The 19,164-nt window shown below is 31.4% G+C and carries 17 protein-coding genes; 13 read left to right on the top strand and 4 right to left on the bottom strand.

Features of this window, described 5'->3' with window-relative positions; all coding sequences use genetic code 11:
- Positions 1-31: 31 nt before the first annotated feature.
- Positions 32-436 carry a hypothetical protein gene (locus tag UMM65_RS13185; protein ID WP_321977147.1) on the bottom strand — a complete coding sequence of 135 codons (405 nt, stop codon included), beginning with the start codon at positions 434-436 and terminating at the stop codon, positions 32-34.
- A gap of 90 nt (positions 437-526) precedes the next feature.
- Positions 527-1,705 carry an acyl-CoA dehydrogenase family protein gene (locus UMM65_RS13180; protein ID WP_321977146.1) on the bottom strand — a complete coding sequence of 393 codons (1,179 nt, stop codon included), beginning with the start codon at positions 1,703-1,705 and terminating at the stop codon, positions 527-529.
- Between the two features lie 85 nt (positions 1,706-1,790).
- Between UMM65_RS13180 and rnpA the strand changes: the two genes are divergently transcribed.
- The 13 genes from rnpA to UMM65_RS13115 all read left to right on the top strand — a co-directional run bounded on the left by rnpA (position 1,791) and on the right by UMM65_RS13115 (position 17,244).
- Positions 1,791-2,183, top strand: a complete 393-nt coding sequence (rnpA, locus tag UMM65_RS13175; protein ID WP_321977145.1) for a ribonuclease P protein component — start codon at positions 1,791-1,793, stop codon at positions 2,181-2,183.
- The gene (locus tag UMM65_RS13170; protein ID WP_321977143.1) at positions 2,170-3,804 is read left to right on the top strand and encodes a S41 family peptidase; all 1,635 of its coding nucleotides are present in this window, start codon (positions 2,170-2,172) and stop codon (positions 3,802-3,804) included. The genes rnpA and UMM65_RS13170 overlap by 14 nt, the downstream gene beginning before the upstream one ends.
- A 42-nt stretch (positions 3,805-3,846) precedes the next feature.
- The gene (locus tag UMM65_RS13165) at positions 3,847-5,532 is read left to right on the top strand and encodes a DUF6909 family protein (protein ID WP_321977142.1); all 1,686 of its coding nucleotides are present in this window, start codon (positions 3,847-3,849) and stop codon (positions 5,530-5,532) included.
- An 18-nt stretch (positions 5,533-5,550) separates the two neighbouring features.
- Entirely contained in the window at positions 5,551-6,597 is a 1,047-nt protein-coding gene (locus tag UMM65_RS13160; protein ID WP_321977140.1) for a hypothetical protein, read from the top strand.
- Between the two features lie 9 nt (positions 6,598-6,606).
- Positions 6,607-7,929, top strand: a complete 1,323-nt coding sequence (locus UMM65_RS13155) for a flippase (RefSeq protein WP_321977139.1) — start codon at positions 6,607-6,609, stop codon at positions 7,927-7,929.
- 342 nt (positions 7,930-8,271) lie between these two features.
- Complete coding sequence (locus UMM65_RS13150; protein ID WP_321977138.1) at positions 8,272-9,195, top strand: O-antigen ligase family protein; 924 nt, start codon at positions 8,272-8,274, stop codon at positions 9,193-9,195.
- Positions 9,177-10,286: a glycosyltransferase family 4 protein gene (locus UMM65_RS13145; RefSeq protein WP_321977137.1), complete on the top strand. Its 1,110-nt coding sequence runs from the start codon at positions 9,177-9,179 to the stop codon at positions 10,284-10,286. The genes UMM65_RS13150 and UMM65_RS13145 overlap by 19 nt, the downstream gene beginning before the upstream one ends.
- Complete coding sequence (locus UMM65_RS13140) at positions 10,279-11,535, top strand: O-antigen ligase family protein (protein ID WP_321977136.1); 1,257 nt, start codon at positions 10,279-10,281, stop codon at positions 11,533-11,535. The genes UMM65_RS13145 and UMM65_RS13140 overlap by 8 nt, the downstream gene beginning before the upstream one ends.
- Positions 11,532-12,644: a glycosyltransferase gene (locus UMM65_RS13135; protein ID WP_321977135.1), complete on the top strand. Its 1,113-nt coding sequence runs from the start codon at positions 11,532-11,534 to the stop codon at positions 12,642-12,644. The genes UMM65_RS13140 and UMM65_RS13135 overlap by 4 nt, the downstream gene beginning before the upstream one ends.
- A 3-nt stretch (positions 12,645-12,647) precedes the next feature.
- A complete protein-coding gene (locus UMM65_RS13130) occupies positions 12,648-14,009 on the top strand; it encodes an undecaprenyl-phosphate glucose phosphotransferase (RefSeq protein WP_321977134.1) in 1,362 nt (453 codons plus the stop codon).
- A gap of 2 nt (positions 14,010-14,011) precedes the next feature.
- Positions 14,012-14,773, top strand: a complete 762-nt coding sequence (locus tag UMM65_RS13125) for a glycosyltransferase family 2 protein (protein WP_321977132.1) — start codon at positions 14,012-14,014, stop codon at positions 14,771-14,773.
- A 40-nt stretch (positions 14,774-14,813) separates the two neighbouring features.
- Positions 14,814-16,088, top strand: coding sequence for a phosphoribosylamine--glycine ligase (gene purD / locus UMM65_RS13120; RefSeq protein ID WP_321977131.1), 1,275 nt, complete (start codon positions 14,814-14,816; stop codon positions 16,086-16,088).
- A gap of 94 nt (positions 16,089-16,182) precedes the next feature.
- Complete coding sequence (locus UMM65_RS13115) at positions 16,183-17,244, top strand: glycosyltransferase (protein ID WP_321977130.1); 1,062 nt, start codon at positions 16,183-16,185, stop codon at positions 17,242-17,244.
- Positions 17,245-17,262: 18 nt separating this feature from the next.
- On the opposite strand, the gene UMM65_RS13110 is transcribed toward UMM65_RS13115, so the two are convergent.
- Positions 17,263-18,303, bottom strand: a complete 1,041-nt coding sequence (locus UMM65_RS13110) for a sensor histidine kinase (RefSeq protein ID WP_321977128.1) — start codon at positions 18,301-18,303, stop codon at positions 17,263-17,265.
- A complete protein-coding gene (locus tag UMM65_RS13105; protein WP_321977126.1) occupies positions 18,300-18,989 on the bottom strand; it encodes a response regulator transcription factor in 690 nt (229 codons plus the stop codon). Before UMM65_RS13105 ends, UMM65_RS13110 begins: the two co-directional genes overlap by 4 nt.
- Positions 18,990-19,164: the final 175 nt, after the last annotated feature.

Below are 19,164 nucleotides of genomic sequence, written 5' to 3'. Positions count from 1 at the left end.
ATTTTAGTTTAGCTTTTAGATACATCATTATTTAGTTGGTTGCGTTAAATTGGTTTAATTTTTCATCCGAAACCTGTTGCCTAAAAGCCGCATCAATATTCGGTGTTTTTTTAGGTTTTCTGCGTTTTAACGGAATTACAATACTAGCACCAATAGCACCCCCAAGTACGCTATATTGAAAATCCTTTTTGCTTCTAACACCATTAAACCACTTAGGATCAACAGCTTCTTTTAGGTAGCCAATGGTAGCAGCCGATGCTGCACCTATCAGCCATGCCTTAAATTTGTTGTTTGTTTTTCGGTAAACCAAATAAGAAACACCTCCGCCAATAATTGCTCCTGCAATTACGTGTTCTGGATGCCCATTATCAGAAATTACGGGTTGAGCATTAATTTGGCTGGATATAAATACTATTAAAATCAATACATATTTCACATCGTTAAATTAAGATTAAGTATTTAATAATAAAATACTCAAATTATTTTATCAATTGAGCTGTTTTACCAAACCCCCTCAATGAGATTTTTATTTAAATGCATTTAACCCTGTAATATCTAATCCCGTGATTAGTAGATGAATATCATGTGTACCTTCGTACGTTATTACAGATTCCAAGTTCATCATATGACGCATAATAGAGTATTCTCCGGTAATGCCCATGCCGCCCAGCATTTGTCTGGCATCTCTGGTAATTTTTAACGCCATATCCACATTATTACGTTTTGCCATGGATATTTGTGCTGAAGTAGCTTTTCCTTCATTACGCAACACGCCCAATCGCCAAGCTAATAATTGGGCTTTGGTAATTTCGGTAATCATTTCTGCCAATTTTTTTTGTTGTAATTGAAACGCCCCTATGGGTTTGCCAAATTGCATCCGCTCCTTAGAATATCTTAATGCGGTATCGTAACAATCCATAGCTGCTCCAATTGCTCCCCAAGCTATTCCATATCTGGCGGAATCCAAACATCCTAAGGGTGCACCAAGCCCCGATTTTTTAGGTAATAAATTCTCTTTAGGCACTTTTACATTATCAAAAATCAGCTCGCCCGTAGCCGAAGCCCTTAACGACCATTTGTTATGTGTTTCGGGTGTTGTAAAGCCTTCCATGCCACGTTCTACAATTAGTCCGTGGATTCTACCAGACTCGTCTTTGGCCCAAACTATGGCAATATCTGCAAAAGGGGCGTTGGAAATCCACATTTTTGCACCATTTAATAAAAAATAGTCGCCTTTATCTTTGAAGTTGGTAACCATTCCTGCAGGATTTGAACCATGGTCAGGCTCGGTCAAGCCAAAACAACCTATAAACTCACCAGAAGCTAACTTTGGCAAATATTTTTTGCATTGAGCTTCGTTTCCATATTTCCAAATAGGGTACATTACCAAAGATGATTGTACCGAAGCGGTTGAACGCACACCAGAATCGCCACGCTCTATTTCTTGCATAATCAATCCATATGAAATCTGATCTAAACCTGCTCCTCCATATTCTTCGGGAATATAAGGACCAAAAGCACCTATTTCAGCCAATCCATTTATTATTTGTTTGGGGAATTCCGCCTTTTGTGCATACTCTTCGATTATTGGTGAAACTTCACGTTTCACCCATTCTCTGGAAGCATCTCTGACCAATTTATGCTCATCTTCTAATAAATCGTCCAATTGATAATAATCTGGAGCTTGAAACAAATCTTGTGACATCTTAAAGTAATTTTATTCAAAAATAACGATTTAAGTCTTTTTATTAAGTTTTTTTCTGAAATGTTTATTGAGTACCTTTGTTTGTGTGAGATTTACATTAAAAAAAGAAGAAAAACTAAAAAGCAAAAGGCTTATTGGAGAACTATTTGAAAAAGGGAAATCTTTATCAAAATTTCCATTGAGGTTGGTTTATTTACAAGTAGAACACCTATCAAGTTACCCAATTCAAGTTGCATTTTCAGCCCCAAAACGCAGATTTAAAAAAGCTGTTGATAGAAATAGAATTAAACGCCTTATGAGAGAGGCATATCGCAAAAATAAACACATCTTGTACGACAGTATTAAAGAAAAGCATATTATTATGTTTACCTATACAGACGAAAACGAATTAAAATACGTTGAAATAGAAGAAAAAATGGTACTTTTATTACGGAAATTTGAAGAAAAAATTAAGAGTCAGAAAAATGAAAAGGGTTAAGCAACTAGGAATTACAGCTGTATTGATTATTGTTTTAACGATATCGGTAGGTTACAAATCCGACTTTTTTGAAGTCGCCAAACAAATTGAAATCTATACTACATTATTTAAGGAATTAAATATGTACTATATAGATGAGACCAATCCCGCAGAACTGACGGAAACCGCTATTGACAATATGTTAAAAGAATTGGACCCTTATACGCGGTTTTATGATGAGCAAGGTGTGGAAAAGGCTAGGATAAACGCTGCATCTGACAATGGAGGAATAGGGGCAAGTACTAAAATAATAGATGAAAAATTATTTATTGCCGAGCCTTATGAAGGTGCCGTGGCCGACAAAGCAGGATTAAAAGCAGGTGATGAAATTTTAAAGATTAACGAACTTGCTTTAAAAAATGTCCCAGCAATAGATGCCATGTCAATGCTCAATGGAAACCCTGATTCCGAAGTCACCTTACAATTAAAGAGACAAGACAAAACTTTTTCAACTACAATTACAAGAGAAGCCAACGAATTTGACCCCGTTCCTTATTATACTATGTTAGATGATAAAGTAGGCTATATTTCATTCATTAAATTTAATACAAAAGCGTCATCAAACGTTAAAGCTGCTTTTGAAGACCTAAAAATGCAAGGCATGACCAAATTGGTATTGGATATTAGAGGTAACTTAGGCGGATTGTTGAACGAGGCTGTTGAAATTACCAACTTTTTTGTACCAAAAAACGAAGTCGTTGTAACCACAAAGGCCAAAGTGAAAAAGTGGAGCGATACCTATAAAACCAAAAGAGAACCGATAGATTTAGAAATTCCTATTGTGGTATTGATTGATCGTTATTCTGCATCGGCCTCAGAAATAGTCGCAGGCTCTTTACAAGATTTAGATAGGGCTGTTATTATTGGAGAACGTTCTTTTGGTAAAGGTTTAGTGCAACGTTATAGAAAATTAACTTATGGAACACAGCTAAAATTAACTATTTCTAAATATTATACCCCAAGCGGAAGATGTATTCAAGAGTTGGATTATGCTCATAAAGATAAAAACGGAGAGGTCACCAAATTTTCCGATGTAAAACGAAATGCCTTTAAAACCCAAAACGGCAGAACCGTTTATGACGGCGGAGGAATAGAACCCGATATAAAGTTAACAAAAACCGATAGGACCAATGCAACGGATGCCTTATTGGAATCTGATGCTATTTTTATGTTCGCCACCGATTTCGCAAACCAGCATAAAACCATTGAAAGTACAGAAAAATTTACGCTGAGCGATGATGATTATCAAAATTTTATAACTTTTTTGACCGAAAATAAAGATGTTTTTAAAACGGAAACAGATAATCAGATGGAAGATGTTCTAAGAACTGCCAATAAAGAAGGCTACAGCGAAAGTATCAACCAAGAATATCAAAGCTTAATTTCAAAAATTAATAGTGAAAAAATCAAGGAACTATCGGAAAACAAATCCGAGATTAAAGATGCCTTAACCAATGAAATTGTAAGAAGATACTACTATAAAAAAGGAGAATACATCCATAAAGCGACGCATGACAAAGCTATTATTGAAGCATTGCAAATCTTAAAGGATGAGAGTAAATATCAAAATATATTAAAGTAATTTTTTAGTAAGTATTTTGGTATCTTTGTTCAAATATTTTGAATGACTACCTTAAAGCCAACCAAATCACAAGAATCTTCTAATGCTATTGAACGCATGTACACTGCTATGCGTCATTTATTCAATCGTGGTTTTTACAAACCTATGGGCGTTTCTGGACAAACCTTGCGGGAGTCATTATTGCTCTTGCGTCCGGAAATTTATGGTTCTGTTGCAGAAGAAAATATTGAGCTTGATGGACTTCTATATGTAATAGAAAGATTACCAGAAGGAATAGAAGAGTGCCAGTTTATCAATCTTACTTCTGATGAAGGCTATAAAGACTCGCATTTTACGCCAATTATCCCCGAAAAAAGGCGAAGAAATTGTTACAGAATCGATAAGGATCAAATGAATATTGAAATTACCCGAGGACGTTCTGATATTTATGATATCCTGACCCATTTAACCTTTCTTTTTATAGAATCGCACAAGATATGTAATAATGTTCTTATTGATGAAGAGGGTATTACAATCAGGGAATGGCTACACTTGGAAGATGTGGTAATCAACAATAAAAAATTATCCGACAACGAAAGGGAAGTACTTATTACACATTTGGCCAATATTTTGGGTAGAACTTTTAGAGAAGTTAAGAAAATAGCCAACAGTTTTTCCACAACCAAAAACCCCAATAAATTCTTTAATTGTATTTTTTGGATGGGCAAATTGGCGTTGAACGAAACCTTGCTGAACAAAAAAAGAACCATTGTTTTTAGTTCTTCATTACGAGAACGTATTGGACATCATATTTATGGTGATAAGTGGGCACAAAACATAAAGGAAGTTTTAGATAAAAATAACTTGTTAAAAAGACCTATTCATATAATCAGTGCAAATATGCACAGTGTTATGAATTCAATTTACGCTTCAATAACCCTTAAAAAAGAGGCAAAGCAACATAAAGGTATAGCATTGTTTGAATTGTTAAGCAATAAAGCAAATGTAGCTATACAGAAAAAGGTAAAACAGGAAGCTTCCAAAAAAGGATTGATTTATGTTAAAGACACTTCTGGCACAAATATTAATGTTCAGATAATAGATACCGCAAAAATTGAATTTAAAGATTCAGTATATTCATTTTCCAAGAAGTTATCCGACGATAAAAAACCGATTATTATTGTAATGGATTACGCCTTTGGCGAACAGGCTTTTGAGACTTTAGATGAATTGTTAAAACCATACGTCTGTAAAAAAGAAAATTTACATCACTTAGATGTAGAATCGGTTTCTATAATGGGTAAAGCGGGTATTTTAAAAGGCGGAAAAGGTGATATTATGATTCCTTCCGCACATATTTTTGAAGGTACCGCCGATAATTACCCTTTTACAAATGAGCTAAAAAAAGAAGATCTGGAAGGTTTCGGTGTCAATGTTTATGAAGGATCTATGGTTACGGTATTGGGAACCTCTTTACAGAATAAAGATCTACTGGAATTTTTTCATAATTCTACTTGGAGGGCTATTGGGTTGGAAATGGAAGGTGCACACTACCAAAAAGCAATACAATCTGCTTCTAAAATCAGAGGAAATATTTCAGAAAATGTAAAAGTGAGATATGCATATTACGCTTCGGACAATCCATTGGAAACAGGCAGCACATTAGCCTCTGGCGGGTTAGGAACTACCGGAGTAAGGCCAACTTACGCCATTACCCAAAAAATATTGGAACAAATTTTTTCAGCTTAATCTTATTATAGTTAAAATATGAGTCAACTAGACAAACAAAAGGATGAAGAAGTAGATTTAGGAAGTCTATTTAAAACCATTGGCAAAGGTTTTCAAAACCTTTTTAATGCCATTGGCAAGTTTTTTATGAGTATTTTTAATTTGCTGATCTTAGCAATGGTATTTATTAGAAACAATGCAATCAAATTGAGTGTTTCAATTGTATTGGGAGTATTAATTGGTTTGGTTTTAGATATTATGTTGCCTAAACAATATTCGTCAACCATGATTGTTGAACCAAATTTTAAAAGTGCTCAGCAACTGTATAAAAATGTGGAGTATTATCACGAATTAGTAAAGCAAAAAGATTCGGTTTTACTGGCAGGAGCATTGAATATTTCAGTTGGGGAAGCCGCTAAGTTAAAAGGTTTTTATATAGATCCTATAAAAAATGAAAATGAGAAATACGAACTTTTCGATAAATTTATTAACGAGGTTGACACCGCCACAGTAAGTAGAATTGACATAAAGGAATTTAAAAAAGGCTTTACGGATTATGATTATAGATACCATCGGATTAAAGTTAAATCATTAAGCAATAGTATTTTTGAAAAATTGAGCGAACCTATTGTAAATTCAGTGGAAAGCAACCCTTATTTTAAAAATCAGAAAAAAATAAATGATCAGAACTTACTTCAAAACGAAAAAGTCTTGTTAAAATCTTTAAGTGAAGTTGATACCCTAAGAAATATTTACAACGAGGTTTTAATTACCGAGGCCAAAAAAGCGGAAACGGGAACCAACATCACACTGGCACAAGGTGCTAAAAGAACAAACGAACTTGAATTGTTCAACGAGAGTCTAGAGTTAAATAAAGACTTGATCAGTAACAACAAAGCTAAAGCGGAAACTACAGATATTTTAAATGTGGTTTCCACTTTTAGTAAAGTGGGAGTAAAGGAAAGAAATATCACAAAAAAATATACTTTTTTATTAGGTGTTGGGTTTGGCCTGTTAATGTTGATGTTTATTTTGTTTAGGCAGTTGAATAGGTATTTAAAGAATTATAAAAACTCAGACAATTAGTGATTCTTGATGAAATTCATATCAAAAATTAAAGATAAACACCTGCAGGATATAGTAAAAGGAGGTAGTATTAACTTTTTATTTTATGCCTTAAATATAGTAGTCGTTTACCTACTTTCCATATTTATATCAAAAATTTACGGCCCAGAAGTTTATGGGAGATTTGCCATTATTAAGTCGCTTATTTTAATTTTAATTATTTTTTCAACATTAGGATTAAATACCCTAGCCATAAAACTATCATCAAACGAAAAGTATTTTAATGACGGAACATTTAAGAGCGATTTTTTAGTAAAATCATATGCTATAATTATTATTACTACTGTATTAATATCGATTTTAATCCTTTTCAATCGTCAATTGTTCGCCAGTAATGTCTTTAAAGATAATTTACTAGAAGATTATTTTTACCTTTTTCCTATTATATTAATATCAGCGGTGTTGCTTAATTATAATAGCAATTTATTTAAAGGGCAGGGGCGGGTGATTTTATTTTCTGTTATTAGTTCTTTCCTACCTAATATAATTTTGCTTACAGCACTTTATCTAATCTATAAGTTTTCTAATCAAGGCGAATTTTATATTGTTCTTTGTTTAGCTTTAAGCTATTTATTTGTACTTATATTATCTTTTTTTTATGTTTTTCCTTTAAAATGGGATAATGTTGTGACTAAAGTTAAGGCTAAGAGTTTACTCTTAAGAAGTTATCCTATGATGATAAGTGCTTCCATGATATATCTTATTTTTTCGGTAGATACGATTATGTTGGGCATGTTGGAAACTAGTGAAAATGTTGGTATTTATAGAATAGTTTCTCAGGTTTCAAGTGTAATATCTGTCTTTATCATTGTTTTAGGAACCGTGGTTGGTCCAAAAATTTCCAAACTTTATGCAAATAACGAAATAAGCGAATTTAAAAAATTGATTCAAAATTCTTCAAAAATTTTATTCTATATTTCCTTTCCTTTATTAATTTTAATTTTAATATTTGCCTATCAAATACTTGGGTTTTTTGGCACTAGTTATCAAAAGGGGCATACATCTTTAATCATTTTATCCGTTTGTCAGTTTTTATTTGTTGTTACGGGTTTTGTAGATATTATTTTGAATATGACCGGGCATCAGAAAATATTTGGAAAAATTACAATTTTTACGGCAGCACTAAATATCACTTTAAACCTCATTTTCATTCCCAAATATGGTATAAACGGTGCTGCAATGGCTACGGGTTTTTCCATAGTTTTAAATAACTTAATTGGGCTTTTTTACATAAAGAAAAAATTAAATGTGATTACATTATATTTACCTTTGCAAAAATCAAAATCACCATAAACAAAAGTGTCTAATCTGTCCGCAAGCCATCGTAAGCCTTTAAACTTAAAAAATATTTTGTTTGCGACGTTTGTGGTATTTTGCATCCAGTTCACAGAGTTAAAAATCGATGTCATAAAAATAGCAGAGATCAGTCTATTGCTACTTACCCCTTTTATTTATTATAAGACGGTTAACATATGGATTTTCGCTCTCTTGGCTTTGTTTACCTTATGGTTTTTAACAACCATATTATTTAACCCTTTTAGAGATTTTTATTTACTAACGGATGTTTCTAAGTTAAAAACACCCTACTTTATATCATTAGGACGGTATTTAGAACTGATAGCCTGTGTTAATTTAATGGCATTGATTTATGGATATTTTAAAAAGTTAAGCTATAACGAAATTATAGACACGGTAAGGTTAATTTTTAAAATCAATTTTATGGTTTTGTTAATTATCATTTTCATTTATTTTTTGTTTCGATGGGGAATAATTGATGACACTTATGTTTCTTACTGGGACTTCCGTTTAAGAGGTTGGTTTGCAGAGGGTGGGCCGTTTGGACTTATGCTGGCATTTACTTTTGTGTTAACCTATCTTTTTAAAAGTAAATACAATAACTTCTATAGATTTATAATTTTAATTACCATTGTGTTTTTGGCAAGATCAAAAGCAGGTATTTTACTCATTCTAATATGGTATATTCTTAAATATTACAAATACCTATACGCAAAGGTGCGGAGATTAAATATAATAATATTGATTATTGGTGGCATTTTAACCTCAATAATATTTATAAAATTGGCTAATCTTTACATCAATGATATTAAAAACATTAAAAGGGAAGTTGTAGAAAGGCCAACTGATATTAATTTAGTAATGGGCAGAATTTCCGGTCTTTTTATATTCCCTGAGATGGTAAAAGATTATCCCATTTTAGGCATAGGTTTGGGTAATTATCCTATTATGAGGAATAACCCGGAATATTTAGATTTTATTCCGTCAAGTCCACCAGGTAAAGCCGATGCTCATGGTTTTGGAGGTTTGGTACAACTATTGGTAGATGGAGGATTGTTCATATTATTACCATTTTTATTAATAATGTACTTTTTTACAAAAAAATTAAAACGGCAAGGATATGGTTTAGAGGTTTATCATTACGTTTTTTTATTACTATTTATGCTAGGAGTTCAAATTTATTTTTTATACCCATGGGTTTTATTTGGTATAATCTTATCTTTATCGAATAAAAGCAAAGAAGCGTGCATAAACACACCATAGTTGTTGATGTCAGAATGATAAATAGCTCAGGCATTGGTACTTATTTAAAAAATATATTACCAATAGTCGCTACAAAGTTCAATCTAAAATTATTAGGTAATAAAAAGGAGATTAAAAAATTCGCTTGGACCAAAAATTTTGAATTAATTCCGTTTGAAGCCAAAATTTACTCACCAAAAGAACAAATTCTTTTCCCAAAGATTATTCCTGAAACAAATTTATTTTGGTGTCCACATTTTAATGTTCCGTTATTTTCAATTAAAGCCAAAAATATTGTAACTACAATACATGATGTTAATCATTTAGCCATTAAAAACAAAAAGTTTTCTGCTAAGAAAAAGTATGCAAAAAAATTGTTTAAGAATGCAGTTGCCAAAAGTATAAAGATAATTACGGTTTCTGATTTTTCTAAAAACGAAATTTTAAAATTCACCAACGCAAAAGAAAACCAAATTAAAGTGATTTATAATGGCGTTAATCAGAATTTATCAAACCAATATGAAATTGCAACTCGTATAGAAATCCCAAAAAAATACCTTTTATTCGTAGGTAACGTTAAACCTCATAAAAATTTAATTACGCTACTTAAAGCGTATCTTAACTTGCCAGAGGAAATAAAAAAAGAGTATAAAATTGTAGTATTGGGTAAAAATGAAGGATTCATTACATCCGATGAAGAAATTTTTAAGTTTATTAAGCAAAATGGATTAGAAGATGCGATACACTTTACCGGTTATTTAGATGACGCTTTAATTCCATCTCTCTACAAAAATGCCACAATTTTTATCTTTCCATCTAATTACGAAGGGTTTGGTTTGCCCTTATTGGAATCTATGGCTTGTAATACGCCTGTGATTTGTTCAGATATACCCAGTTCTAAGGAAATAGCTGGTGAAGCTGCTTTATATTTTGAAAAAAACAATCACACTAATTTATCAGAAAAAATAAAATCAGTTTTATCAAATGAGCCTCTTAAAAATCAGCTTATTAATAAAGGAAAAAAAAGAATTAAACTTTTTGATTGGAAGAATGCCGCTAATGAACACATTAAAATTTTTCAAGAAATTTTAGATAATCAAAATTATGAATAAGACAAAGACGTATCTTGAAAATATTTTGCTTTTATTTATATATACTTTGGCACTTTTCCCAATTTTGTCAAGAGGAGTGGAAAGTGTGTTAATGATTGCTATTTTTGTTCTATCGGTTTTTTATTATTTTAAATTTAATATTAAAAAAGCGACCAAGAAACAGCTCTCGCAGGTATTCACTTTTTCATTATTGTTTTTCATTTATCTATTCAGTCTTGCTTATAGTTCAGATTTAAAAACAGGAGTAAATTATTTGGTAAAAGTAATTCCAATAGTAATGTTTCCAATAATTTTTGGAGTGCTTATTCCCAATTTATTAACTATGGAAAAAATTAAACGTACTTTTAATCTATACGTATTAGCCATATTTTTTGGATTGATTTTTATTCACACTTATCTGTTCTTTACCCTTAATGAAAACATATTAATAGACAATTGGGAGTATAGAAATGCTTTTGAAGCATTAACTGACGTTCACGGTACTTATTTTTCCATTTGGATCGGGTTTGGGCTTTTCATTGTGTTTTTTAGAATAATTTCAGCTATCAAATGTAAAAACCACACACTATTAACCTTTTGGTTGGCAGTGGGTATTTATTTAATGTATTGGCAATTGAAATTAGGAGCTCGTGTTCCACAATTGTTTACTATAATACTGATTGTCGTTTTGTTTTTTACAAAAGTTAAAAATAAAAAATACAGGTTAATTGGAGTGTTGGGGCTATCTATTTTTACCGTCGGTATTTTTATATTCAAACCAAATTTTGTTGATAGGCTAAAAGATTTAGCTAATTATGATTTTTCCTTACCCCAAGGAGACTATAATTACGATTTTGAAACCATAACCAACGAACAAATTAGAAATGGAATTTATTTTTGCTCCTTTAAACTAATTAAAAAGTCTTGGCTTACAGGCTACGGAATAGGCGATGTTGATGAGCAGTTACAAAAGTGCTATAATAACGAATTAGACAGTAACGTCTACACTATGTTCAATTACAATTCGCACAATCAATACCTCCATTTATTATTAACCGCAGGAGTTTTAGGCCTGCTTTTATTTTTGATTTCTTTTACTTTATCTATTTATATTTCTTTTAAAGACGCCAATCTATTATATATTCTATTCTCATTTTTTATACTATTCTCCTTGTTTACCGAAAACGTTTTAAGCAGACATGATGGAATCTTATTTTATAGTTTTTTTAATGCTATTTTTGCATTTAGCAATAAAGGATCACTTAAATGAAAATTGCAATTGTTCATTACTGGTTTATAACGAGAAGAGGTGGTGAAAAAGTTGTTGAATCACTTTTAAAAATTTTTCCTGAAGCTGATATATACACGTTGTTTTATGACAAAGAAACTTATGGCGATTACTTAAATAATCATACTGTCTTTACATCTGTTCTAAACACTTCTTTTTTAAGAAAACACTATCAAAAAATATTTCCATTATACCCGTTGGGGATAAAATCACTTAAGCTAATAAAAAAATATGATTTAATAATTTCTTCTGAATCTGGGCCGGCAAAAGGCATTAAAATTAAAGACAATATGCCCCATATCTGTTATGTTCATACACCTATGCGGTACTGTTGGAGCCATAAAAATGAGTATTTAAATTCAGTAAATCAGGTATTGAGACCTCTAATGAGTTTTTTTCTTAATCGTCTTAAAAATTGGGACAAATCAACCGTAGATAACGTAAATTTGTATATATCCAATTCTGAGAACGTAGCTAATCGGGTAAAAAAATATTATCAACGCAAGTCAGAAGTTGTCTATCCGCCCATATCTGATGATTTGTTTTTAAAACCTTTAAACCAAAACGAAAAAAAAGATATATTCTTAAGTTTTGGAGCTATAACACCTTATAAAAGAATAGATTTGTTAGTTGAAGTTTTTAACAAGAACGGGAAAAAATTGGTAATTATAGGTGAAGGAACAGAACGAGAAAAATTAGAAAAAAAAGCAAAAAAGAATATTGTATTTAAAGAGTCTTTACCTTGGAATGAGATAGAGTATTACTTGTCAAAAACAAAGGCATTACTATTTCCCGGAGAAGAAGATTTTGGCATGATTCCGTTAGAAGTAATGGCTTATGGAATTCCGGTTATAGCCTATAAAAAAGGAGGTGCTTTAGAAACGATCATTGAAGATAGAGATAATACAGAGCAATCTTCAGGTCTTTTTTTTGTAAGTCAAAATTGTGAATCAATACAAGAAAGTATAGATTTATTCGAAAAAAAAGCACATAAGTTTAATCCAATATGGATAAGAAACCACGCAAAAAATTTTAGTGAAGCAAAGTTTATAAAAAATATGAAGTATCAAATTAAAAAATTAGAAGTTTAGCCAATGCCTTTAAGGAGATATAGATATTCACACTTAATAAGACCACTATTTGTATTAATAGATATACTTATAATAATCGGGGTGGTTTTCTTTATTTCGGATACCGAATTTTACAATCCTTTTTTTCTGACTTACATCGTCGTTTTTTGGTTGGTTATTGCCTTCAATACTAACTTTTATAAGGTTTATCGTTTTACAAAAACATATAGATTATTTAAACTATTGCTTATTCAGTTTGCATTGTTCTTTTTGGGTTATTTCACCTACTTCGGTGTTTTTAAGGAAGGAATTATAGTCAATAATCAATTATTAGTACTATCTGCCATTATTATTGCAATTAGTGTTTTTAAATTTATATCTTTTTATCTTTTAAAAAGATATCGTCTAGGGGGTAAAAATTACAGAAGTGTTGTGGTTATAGGTTTTGACGGTACTTCAAAAAAAATAATTGAATTATTTAAAAAAAGATCTGATTTAGGATATAGGTATCTTGGATTTTTTTCTAATAAAATCTCTGAAGACAACGAATACTTAGGCAAATTGAATGATAGTTTTAATTATATATTAAAACATAATATAGACGAAATATATTGTACACTTTCCGTTTTAAAAAGCAAGCAAGTAAAAGAATTTACAAAATTTGCAAATAATCATTCAAAAATCATTAAATTAATTCCTGATTCCAATGAATTATATAGCAAGAGTATTGGTGCAGAATACTATAGTGATATACTAGTTTTAAATGTTAAAAAATTACCATTTGAAATACTTGATAATCATTACATAAAAAGGTCATTCGATATTTTATTCTCATTATTCGTAATTATTTTTATTATGTCATGGTTAACGCCCATATTCTGGATTATAATAAAATTAGAGTCGAAAGGACCTTTGTTCTTTAAACAAGAAAGAGAAGGCCTTAATGGTAATAAATTTACTTGTTACAAATTCAGGTCTATGAAAGCCAATAAAGATTCCGATAAATTGCACGCTACGAAATATGATGAGAGGGTAACCTGGTTCGGATCATTTTTACGTAAATCTAGCATGGACGAACTACCGCAATTTTTTAACGTATTAAAAGGTGAAATGAGTGTTGTAGGCCCAAGACCGCACATGAAAAGCCTATCTATTGAATATCAAAAAGAAATCGATAATTATATGGAACGCCACGCAGTAAAACCTGGAATAACCGGTCTGGCTCAAGTAAGTGGTTATAGGGGTGAGGTGAAAGAATCTTCCGATATTAAAAATAGAATTAGATTAGATATTTTCTATATAGAAAATTGGTCTTTTTTGTTAGACTTTAAAATTATCCTACAAACCGTTTTTAATGTTTTTAAAGGGGAAGAAAAAGCCTACTGAAAATGCCAAAAGAATTTCAAATAACGGCTAGTATTGTTTTATTTAATGAAAATATAGATGAGCTTAGAAAGTGTATCAAAAGTTTTTTGAGTATACCCCATTTAAAAAAACTTTTTTTAATAGATAATTCTTCTACAGATATTTTAAAAAGTCAATTTGAAAATATAGAAATAGAATACATTTTTAATGGTAAAAATCTTGGCTTTGGAACAGCTCATAATTTAATTATTAATAAAATTCGATATAATTCCGAATACCATTTAATTTTAAATCCAGATGTTATTTTTGAACCCCAAATAATTTCTAAACTAATAGGAGAATTGAGAAAAAAAAACGATGTGGCTATAATTGCTCCTAAGGTTATTTCTCCTGATGGTAAAATACAGTATTCATGCAGAAAATACCCAACATTTTTTGAATTGTTCTCTCGTAGAATTGGCATTTTTAAAAAATATACTCAAAATAGAGAATATAGAAATACTGATTTAAAGCAATCATTTTATCCCGATTTTATTCAGGGAAGTTTTTTGTTGTTTAAAACAAATGACTTTGTAAAAATTAACGGTTTTGACGAACGTTACTTTCTTTATATGGAGGATGTGGACATCTGCAAAAAATTAGACACTATCAACAAAAGAAAACTATACTTTCCTGAAGTTGAAATAGTTCATATCCATAAAAAGGAATCTTCAAAAAATATTCTGCTCTTTTTTATTCATTTACAATCTATTATTAAATATTTTTATAAATGGGGATTAAAGTAAGAATTTCAATACTGTATATTTGTAAATTAATTAACAAACGATGAACATTTTAATTTTAGGTTCTGGCGGAAGAGAACACGCTTTTGCCTTAAAACTTTCTGAGAGTAAAAAAATAAACCAGCTTTTTGTTGCACCAGGCAATGCAGGTACTGCTTCAGTTGCTAAAAATGTTGACATTAGCCCAATAGATTTTAAAGCCATCAAACAACTTGTTTTAACTGAAAATATAAATATGGTAATTGTGGGCCCCGAAGCCCCTTTGGTTGAAGGTGTGCACGATTTTTTCTTGGCGGATAATGAATTGAAACATATTCCCGTTATAGGCCCTAAAAAAGATGGTGCTTTGTTGGAAGGCAGTAAAGATTTTTCCAAAATATTTATGGAAAAACATAAAATCCCAACGGCAAAATATCAATCTTTTACCAAAGACACTTTAGAAGAAGGCAAAAAATTCTTGGAAACATTAGGACCACCATTTGTGTTGAAAGCGGATGGTTTAGCAGGTGGAAAAGGTGTACTTATTCTCAATTCATTGGAAGAAGCCAAATCTGAACTTACAGATATGCTGACCAACCAAAAATTTGGAGCGGCTTCCAATACCGTCGTTATCGAAGAATTTTTAGATGGTATTGAACTTTCAGTTTTTGTACTGACCGATGGTAAAAACTATAAAATACTGCCTTCTGCAAAAGATTATAAACGCATTGGCGAAGGTGATACAGGATTGAATACCGGGGGAATGGGTGCAATTTCGCCAGTTCCGTTTGCGGATGATAATTTTCTGAACAAAGTTGAGGAATGCGTAATTAAACCCACAATTAACGGATTACAAAAAGACGGTATTGATTACCGTGGATTTATATTCATAGGCTTAATGAACATCAAGGGCCACCCTTTTGTGGTGGAATATAATGTCAGAATGGGCGACCCAGAAACGGAAGTGGTTCTGCCAAGAATAGAGTCAGACCTTTTAGAATTGTTTGAAGGGGTAGCCAATCAAAATTTGCATGAAAAATCCTTTTCTGTAAATCCACAAACAGCAACAACAGTTATGTTGGTGGCAGGTGGTTACCCAGAAAGTTATGAAAAAGGCAAAGAGATTACAGGATTGAAAAAAGTAAAAAACTCTACTGTTTTTCATGCGGGTACAACAACAAAAGATAGTAAAATCATTACTAATGGTGGTAGGGTAATGGCAATAACTTCATTTGGGGATACCATTGAAGAAGCCCTAAAAAAATCTTACAGAAGCATTGACAAAATCCAGTTTGATGATATGAACTATAGAAAAGATATTGGGTTTGACCTAATTTAACCCCGAAAGGGCTTCAAGCCCTTTCGGGGTTGCACATCGGAATTTGTTTTTTGAAATTTGCTTTTTATTTTTTTTAATGACTACATTTAGTTCGATGTCTAAAACCTTTTCAAAGAAAATCCTTGTTTCCCCTCTAAATTGGGGCTTAGGTCATGCAAGTCGTTGCATACCCATTATCAAAGCTCTGATTAATAATAATTTCACACCTATTTTAGCAAGTGATGGAGATGCGTTGACCTTGCTTCAAAAAGAATTTCCGACATTAAAATCTTACGAATTATCTGGCTATAACATAAAATATAGTAAAGGCAAAAACCAAAAATTCCAATTGTTGTTGAGCAGTCCAACGATTATTAATGCAACCTTAAAAGAACAAAGAACAGTTCAGAAAATTCATAAAGAAGAAAATTTATCTGGTATTATTTCTGATAACCGTTTTGGAGTTCGATTGTCAGAAATTCCATCCGTTTATATTACACATCAAATCAACGTATTGTCGGGAAATACAACTACGTTAACCTCCAAAATACATCAACAAGTCATCGCTAAATACGATGAATGTTGGATTCCAGACACATCGGATTCTCAACTTTCAGGAAGGTTATCCTTAACAAAAAATAAAAAACTGAACCTCAAATATATTGGAGCAATAAGTAGGTTTGAGCGAGAAACTATTTCTAAAAAGTATGATTTGTTAATCATATTGTCAGGTGTTGAACCTCAACGCAGTATTTTGGAAGAAATTCTAATCGCTCAACTTAAAGGCTACACGAAGAAGGTATTATTGGTAAGAGGTGTTTTTAAGAACGAAAATATTCCACAAATTACTGAAAACATTACTATTACCAACTATTTATTGAGTCATGAATTGGAAAAAGTCATAAATGAAAGCGAAGTTGTATTGGCAAGATCGGGTTTTTCTACCATTTTAGATCTTGCAAAACTGGGTAAAAAAGCATTTTTCATTCCCACACCAGGACAATGCGAACAAGAATATTTAGCCGAAAGAATGTCAGAATTGAATATTGCCCCTTTCGCCAAACAGGATAATTTTAGGATTGAAACACTTGATAAGATATCTGATTTTGAAGGTTTTAACCTTCAGGGTATTGAGGCTGTGCAACCTGTTAATGAGGGATTATTCAATATTTTCTAGGCTGTTGGTACAACAACGTTATTTAAACTTTTCCAACGTAAACGAAAATGTAGAACCTTTGCCCAATTCGCTCTTTGCAAATACTTTTTGTTGGTGTGCTTCCATGATGTGCTTTACAATAGATAAGCCCAATCCCGAACCGCCCTGTTCTCTAGATCTGCTTTGTTCAATTCTGTAAAACCGTTCAAATATTCTTGAAAGATTCCTTTCCGGAATACCTTCGCCCTCATCCTTAACATCGATTATAAACTTAGTGTCCGAAAAATTTTTAATCTTTACCGTAGTCTTACTTCCAATTTTACCATATTTAATCGAATTTTCAATTAAATTAATCAATACTTGTTCAATACGATTTCTATCGCCTTTAACTAAAACAGGTGTTTCGTAAAGCTTATCAAATTGTAATTTTATATTTCTTTTTTTTGCTTGAAACTCCAATAATTCAAATACATTACTAATTAACTTTACAATATTAAACTGTTTAACTGATAAATTTAAATTTCCAGATTCCAGTTGATTTATCATATCTAGATCTTCAACAATACGCACTAACCTTTCCAGCCCTATATTGGCTCTTTTCAAGTATTTATCTCTAATTAGTTTATCGTTGATGGCTCCGTCAGATAACGTCAACAAATAACCCTGTACGGTAAATAATGGTGTTTTTAGTTCATGCGAAACATTGCCCAAAAATTCTCTTCTGTACTCTTCCCTAAGCTGTAATCTTTCTATTTCGGTATGTTTATCTTCTGCAAACTTCTTTACTTTTTTTGAAAGTGTTTCCATATCCGTGGTAGCAACCATTTTATCCGGATTTTCAATTTTGGACATAGAAACATCTTCATATATTTTCTTAACTCTTTTATAAATAAAATGTTCTACCCTATATTGAATTACAAGAAATGAAAATATAAAAATAGCAACTGCGGTAAGTACTGCCAGACTAAGATTAACATCACTAATTAGCAAATATTCTAACAATAATGCAACTATAAAAGAAAATAGTGTAATGTACAGAGATGATTTAAAGGCGAATTTGTATGTTTTTTTTAGCTTCACTTAATTGTAAATTTGTAGCCCACTCCTTTTACCGTTTTAAAGTAATTATCGCCAATTTTTTCTCTAAGTTTTCTGATGTGAACGTCAATTGTTCTTCCACCCACTACTACATCATTGCCCCATACGCTTTTTAATATAATGTCACGTTCAAAAACTTTATTGGGTTTAGAAGCTAACAATGCCATAAGTTCAAACTCTTTTCGTGGCAATATTATTTTAGTATTGTCTTTTTGAACAAAATATTCTTCCCTATTAATGGTAATATCTCCAATGGTTATTATAGTATTGATTTCTTCTTTGTTATGCCTAACACGTCTTAATAGCGAGTTTACCTTACTAACCAATACTTTGGGTTTAACAGGTTTGGTAATATAATCATCTGCACCTGCGTCAAAACCTGCCAATTGCGAATAATCTTCACCTCTGGCCGTGAAAAAAGCAACAATAACATCTTGTAATTTATCAATTTTTCTAATTTTTTGACAAGCCTCAACTCCATCCATTTTAGGCATCATAACATCTAATAGTATTAAATGTGGGATAATTTCTTTAGCTTTATCAATTGCTTCTAACCCATTGGTAGCCGTAAATATTTGATAGCCTTCGTTCTTTAGATTATAACCAACTATTTCTAACACATCAGGTTCGTCATCTACCAGCAGTACTTTTATATCTTTTTTCTTCATTTCATAAAGTGATTTTTGTAAAACACAATTAATTTATAAACTTAACATTATTTTAACTTGGTAATATTAAGTTAACATTAAGTTATAACAATTTTTTAAATTGCTGGTTTAGTGAAATTTAAGAGATAATTTAACCTCTACAACAACTCAATGCAATTTTAACAACAACAAAAGT

The sequence above is a fragment of the Aureibaculum koreense genome, assembly GCF_034296135.1.
Lineage (GTDB): Bacteria > Bacteroidota > Bacteroidia > Flavobacteriales > Flavobacteriaceae > Aureibaculum.
The sequence above is the reverse complement of the archived record's forward strand: the minus strand, read 5'-3'. Positions and strand labels throughout refer to the sequence as shown.

What these genes read in the sequence shown, in the direction of transcription:
- UMM65_RS13115 (WP_321977130.1), top strand. Translation starts at nt 16,183, where the DNA reads ATGTCTAAAACCTTTTCAAAGAAAATCCTTGTTTCCCCTCTAAATTGG.
- UMM65_RS13155 (WP_321977139.1), top strand. Translation starts at nt 6,607, where the DNA reads ATGAAATTCATATCAAAAATTAAAGATAAACACCTGCAGGATATAGTA.
- UMM65_RS13130 (WP_321977134.1), top strand. Translation starts at nt 12,648, where the DNA reads ATGCCTTTAAGGAGATATAGATATTCACACTTAATAAGACCACTATTT.
- UMM65_RS13150 (WP_321977138.1), top strand. Translation starts at nt 8,272, where the DNA reads ATGGCATTGATTTATGGATATTTTAAAAAGTTAAGCTATAACGAAATT.
- UMM65_RS13105 (WP_321977126.1), bottom strand. Translation starts at nt 18,989, where the DNA reads ATGAAGAAAAAAGATATAAAAGTACTGCTGGTAGATGACGAACCTGAT.
- purD (WP_321977131.1), top strand. Translation starts at nt 14,814, where the DNA reads ATGAACATTTTAATTTTAGGTTCTGGCGGAAGAGAACACGCTTTTGCC.
- UMM65_RS13180 (WP_321977146.1), bottom strand. Translation starts at nt 1,705, where the DNA reads ATGTCACAAGATTTGTTTCAAGCTCCAGATTATTATCAATTGGACGAT.
- UMM65_RS13140 (WP_321977136.1), top strand. Translation starts at nt 10,279, where the DNA reads ATGAATAAGACAAAGACGTATCTTGAAAATATTTTGCTTTTATTTATA.
- UMM65_RS13170 (WP_321977143.1), top strand. Translation starts at nt 2,170, where the DNA reads ATGAAAAGGGTTAAGCAACTAGGAATTACAGCTGTATTGATTATTGTT.
- UMM65_RS13160 (WP_321977140.1), top strand. Translation starts at nt 5,551, where the DNA reads ATGAGTCAACTAGACAAACAAAAGGATGAAGAAGTAGATTTAGGAAGT.
- UMM65_RS13135 (WP_321977135.1), top strand. Translation starts at nt 11,532, where the DNA reads ATGAAAATTGCAATTGTTCATTACTGGTTTATAACGAGAAGAGGTGGT.
- UMM65_RS13125 (WP_321977132.1), top strand. Translation starts at nt 14,012, where the DNA reads ATGCCAAAAGAATTTCAAATAACGGCTAGTATTGTTTTATTTAATGAA.
- UMM65_RS13165 (WP_321977142.1), top strand. Translation starts at nt 3,847, where the DNA reads ATGACTACCTTAAAGCCAACCAAATCACAAGAATCTTCTAATGCTATT.